This window comes from Nonomuraea sp. NPDC050643 (assembly GCF_040654715.1).
GTDB lineage: Bacteria > Actinomycetota > Actinomycetes > Streptosporangiales > Streptosporangiaceae > Nonomuraea.
In genome coordinates this window covers 1-3,772 of sequence record NZ_JBFAIM010000153.1, presented here as the reverse complement: position 1 = coordinate 3,772, position 3,772 = coordinate 1, and the positions used below count along the sequence as shown (strand labels likewise).

Sequence of the window (3,772 nt, the reverse complement as noted above, 5' to 3'; positions counted from 1 at the left end):
CCACCTGCTCCAACCTCTTCCACGGAGTGATCAAACTACCCGCGGCTGATAGGTGTTTCGGACCGGAACTGGTTCATTGACTCTGACGCGGAAGGCGCCGTCCAGCCGCCAACTGCTCGGCATGATCGGTGGGCAGGGCCAGTCCGCGCTCGGTGAAGAAGTCCTCCAAGCAGCGGCCAGTGGCCCCATCGACCGGCCGGTCCATCGAGCGCGTTCCAGCAGCGCCTGCGGGTGATTTGGGTGCTCGTCGATCAACAGCCGCCCCAACTGCGTGATCATGGTGCAGGCACGTCCGGGTGAGTACCCGACGGCGAGGTGACCGATCAGATCGCTCAGCCAGGCGGGCGGTTCAGCGAGCCGGCTGATGAGGTTGCCGCCCTGAACGAAGGGCCGGTCGGGTGCCTTTGCCAGCAGGATGAGCACAAGCCGTTGCCGGCATGGCGGCGCAGCTGACCGCACTCGCCGTAGACGCGCGGCGGGTCCTTGCGCTGGCGGGGCCGGGAACAGGCCTGCCGGATGAGGGCGATCGGCTCCTGGTCCGGTTCCTCGGCCGCGATGGCCATCCGTACCAGTGCGCCGTGATCCGATTCCGTTCGGTCTCGTGCACGAGAACGAAGATCTTCGAAGCTCGCCACGGGCAGCCGCATCTTCAGAAAGGCGGCCATCCGGTCCAGTGTCTCGCCCGCAGCAGTGAGCACGAGGTAGTCCACCGGCGTTTTGCTGTCGTTCGCCACGGACAGCAACACGGTCCCATCCGGATCGCGGTACCGATGCTCGGTCACATGCGCGGTGCGCGGCACCAGCGCGTCGTAGGTGAGGTCGATTCCCTCCTGCTCCTCGAGATCCACCAATAGATCATCAATGTCGTTCACAAGGTCAGGCCCCTGCACCGGAGGGGTCAACACCAGGTACGAGTCCGCCACCATCGCCGAAGTCCCCATCGGTCGCCGTCCATGAGCACTGCGTCATGCTGTCAGGCCGGATGTTATCCCGCATCCGAGTCCACGACGGGCGTGGCCCTGCCCCCTCCAGGGACCAGTCGGCTCGGGACGTTGAGGGGTCATGGGCGGGGACGTCTTACCGCGCGAAGTGGAGTCGGCCGCGATGAACTCGCGGCCGGTGATCGCCCGGACCGACCAGAGCTTCAGTTCTTTGATCATCCGGTACGGGCTGGTGCATGCCGCAGACAGATCGTCTTCTACCTCGCGGACCTGAAGGCCCTCCGCTCCCGAACGTGTCCCCAGCCGGCAGATAGCTGATCACAGGTCCTCAGTTGTTGCCGATCACTCTGGTTCCGGGGACGTCGTGGGAGCGGAGATCCTTGACTTGGTGGCGGGCGGGGCTGTCTGGGGCACTTGCTGTCGGGATTGGGGCCGTAGTCCGTCGAGGATGATCTGGGCGATGTGTGCGGAGCGTTCGCGGCTGGTGTCCGCGTCGGCGTGTCGGATCGCGGCGAAGGTGCCGGCGACGATTGCCATCACCTCGTCGACTGTCACGTCGTGGCGTACGACGCCGGCGCGATGAGCGCGATCGAGCAGGTGTGCGACCTGGTGTGTGAGGTCGGCAGCGGCGTCCGGAGCGGCGTTGCGCAGGTCGAACTCGGCGGCCGTGAGCGCGCTCTTCACCGCTGCGTTCTCCGCGCCCGAGGTCATCATCCGGGACAGCAGCGTGAACAGGGCGGCTGGATCGTCGGTACCGGTGAGCGCCTCTCCCTCGGCGACCAACTGCCTGATCTGGTCGATCGCGACGGCGAGGTAAAGCGCTTCCTTGGTGGGGAAGTGCCGGTGGACGGTGCCCGGACCGACACCCGCGCGGCGGGCGATCTCGTCGAGCGAGATGCCGAGGCCTTGTGAGGCGAACGACTGCTGCGCGGTCCTGAGTACCTGCTCACGATTGCGGCGCGCGTCGGCCCGTAGCTCCCGGTCGTTCACGGGAGCCGTCGGTGGCTCGGCTGGAGTGCGTTCAGGAGTTCGACTGGACTTCTCACCCCCCTAGCTTAACCGGGGCGTCGCCCCGTATGCTGCCCGACATAAGCGGGGCGAAGCCCCGGTTACGCGGTTGCGTTGTTTCACCATGAAGCAGGCCCACCTAATACCGAGGAGGTCCTTCAATGACCACACGCGAGGAAGCCAGCGCCCTGGTGCTGCGGATACAGGAATGCTTCAACACCCGGCAGTTCGACCAGGCCGCCGATCTGTTCACCCCCGACTTCCTCAACCACCCGCTTGGCGCCACCGGGTTCGAAGCGGGCAAGGAGGCCTGGGTCCGGGTCGTTGCCCAGTTCCCGGCCATGCGTGTTGTCGCCGACGACATCTTGATCGACGGTGACAAGGTGGTCATCCGCTCATTCGTTGAGGGGATGGGGGCCCTGGGCAGCGACGTACGCCCCGTGCTCATCGAGATCTTCCGCATTGACAACGGGCGGCTCGCGGAGACCTGGGGCGTCACCGAGGGCCCGAACCCACGTCACTGAGGCCCCACAGTCCCACAAGATCCTCGGGCAGACACATCAGACTGGCCAGGCGGCGAGGTTGACACCGGCCGATTGTTCTGGCGGTGAAGCATCCGACAAGCGCACTTCGTCCGAAGGACAAGAAGAAGGGAGGCGCCGTTTCATGGACCTGAAGGACGCTCAGCTCGACGCGATCCTCGACGCCCTGGACGTGCGCTGGCCTCAGGTGGCCTACCGGGTGAAGGCATTTCCGGACGGCCAGCGCCACGCGCGGCTCAGGCACCCCGACGGGGGTCGGGCGATCCTTTTCGCTCACGAGCAGCAGTGGGTGCTCCTGAGCGAGAGCGCGTTGGGCACCACCGCACACACCATCCTGGGACGCGTCGGCGACAGTCCGGAGACCATCGCGGAACGGATGCGGTTCCTGGAGCCGGAGCCGTCCAAGCCTGGCTGGTCGCACGCCCTGCTCGCCGTCCTGCTGGGTCTGAGCTGCTCCGTGGGGGTCGCGCTCCTCACGGCCTCCGTGCTGTTGCTTCTGGCGCGGGGGCATCGCTACACCGAGCTTGCTGACCTGTACTGGTGGATCATCGTCAGTTTCTCAGTGATCTTCGGCGTGGTCTTCGGAGGCTGGGCCACCCGCGTGGTCTGGGCTCGGCCGCGTCACCGGTCACGTCGAAGGGGGAGTGCCGGGGCATGAGTGACCTGACCACGGTTCCCAAGGCGGTCAGCGGCCCGTCGAGTCTCATCGACGGCCGCTTGAACGCGGGCAACTCCCTCAATCGCAGCCTGCGCAGGGGTTATGAACGCGGTATGGAGGACCAACTCGGCGCGCTCGGCCTCGGTTTGAACGCGATCATTTTCTGGAACAGCCTGCGCGTCCCCACCGCCGCCGACGACGACCCGGAGCTGTGACGATCAGCGCGTCGTGGGCTGGCTACCGGGGCTGGCGTCTGGGCCGACGGCAACCGGGTGGCCCAGTTCAACCGCCGCTGCGCCGACTGCCCGCTTCGGCAACGCTGCGCCACCGCCAAGAACGGCCGATTCCGGTACCCGCCGGCTGGAGCGCCTGAGGGAAGCCTTCACCGCCACGTCCTACACCGCGGTCGTCCCGTTGCCGGCCTGATCCTCCGGCTTTGATCATTTGAGACACACCCTCTGGCCTCGACGTCCATGTGGACAGGGGAAACCCTGGTGATGTCGAAGCGGGCGGCCCTGGCGGAGGACTACCGAGCTTCTTGATCGAGGTTGCCGTGGGCTTCTGCTGAAAGGTCCTGCCAGTCGGCCCAGGTCTTGAGCCGGTCGGCGTAGACCTGCTGGAGC

5 protein-coding genes are annotated in these 3,772 nt (G+C 66.3%); 3 read left to right on the top strand and 2 right to left on the bottom strand.

The window, feature by feature from the left end; translation table 11 throughout:
• Positions 1–332: 332 nt before the first annotated feature.
• Together AB0I15_RS66575 and AB0I15_RS66570 are read right to left on the bottom strand one after the other, a co-directional pair.
• Positions 333–872 carry a hypothetical protein gene (locus AB0I15_RS66575; protein WP_358121073.1) on the bottom strand — a complete coding sequence of 180 codons (540 nt, stop codon included), beginning with the start codon at positions 870–872 and terminating at the stop codon, positions 333–335.
• 411 nt (positions 873–1,283) lie between these two features.
• On the bottom strand, positions 1,284–1,931 hold the full coding sequence (locus tag AB0I15_RS66570) for a TetR/AcrR family transcriptional regulator (RefSeq protein WP_358121070.1): 648 nt from the start codon (positions 1,929–1,931) through the stop codon (positions 1,284–1,286).
• A gap of 179 nt (positions 1,932–2,110) precedes the next feature.
• On the opposite strand from AB0I15_RS66570, the gene AB0I15_RS66565 reads away from it, so the two are divergent.
• The 3 genes from AB0I15_RS66565 (at position 2,111) to AB0I15_RS66555 (ending at position 3,364) form a co-directional block, all read left to right on the top strand.
• Positions 2,111–2,473, top strand: coding sequence for an ester cyclase (locus AB0I15_RS66565; protein WP_358121067.1), 363 nt, complete (start codon positions 2,111–2,113; stop codon positions 2,471–2,473).
• Positions 2,474–2,615: 142 nt separating this feature from the next.
• Positions 2,616–3,149, top strand: a complete 534-nt coding sequence (locus tag AB0I15_RS66560; RefSeq protein WP_358121064.1) for a hypothetical protein — start codon at positions 2,616–2,618, stop codon at positions 3,147–3,149.
• Entirely contained in the window at positions 3,146–3,364 is a 219-nt protein-coding gene (locus AB0I15_RS66555; RefSeq protein ID WP_358121061.1) for a hypothetical protein, read from the top strand. The genes AB0I15_RS66560 and AB0I15_RS66555 overlap by 4 nt, the downstream gene beginning before the upstream one ends.
• Positions 3,365–3,772 lie beyond the last annotated feature (408 nt).

Coding starts and splice junctions, on each gene's coding strand:
- AB0I15_RS66560 (WP_358121064.1), top strand. CDS start 2,616: ATGGACCTGAAGGACGCTCAGCTCGACGCGATCCTCGACGCCCTGGAC.
- AB0I15_RS66555 (WP_358121061.1), top strand. CDS start 3,146: ATGAGTGACCTGACCACGGTTCCCAAGGCGGTCAGCGGCCCGTCGAGT.
- AB0I15_RS66565 (WP_358121067.1), top strand. CDS start 2,111: ATGACCACACGCGAGGAAGCCAGCGCCCTGGTGCTGCGGATACAGGAA.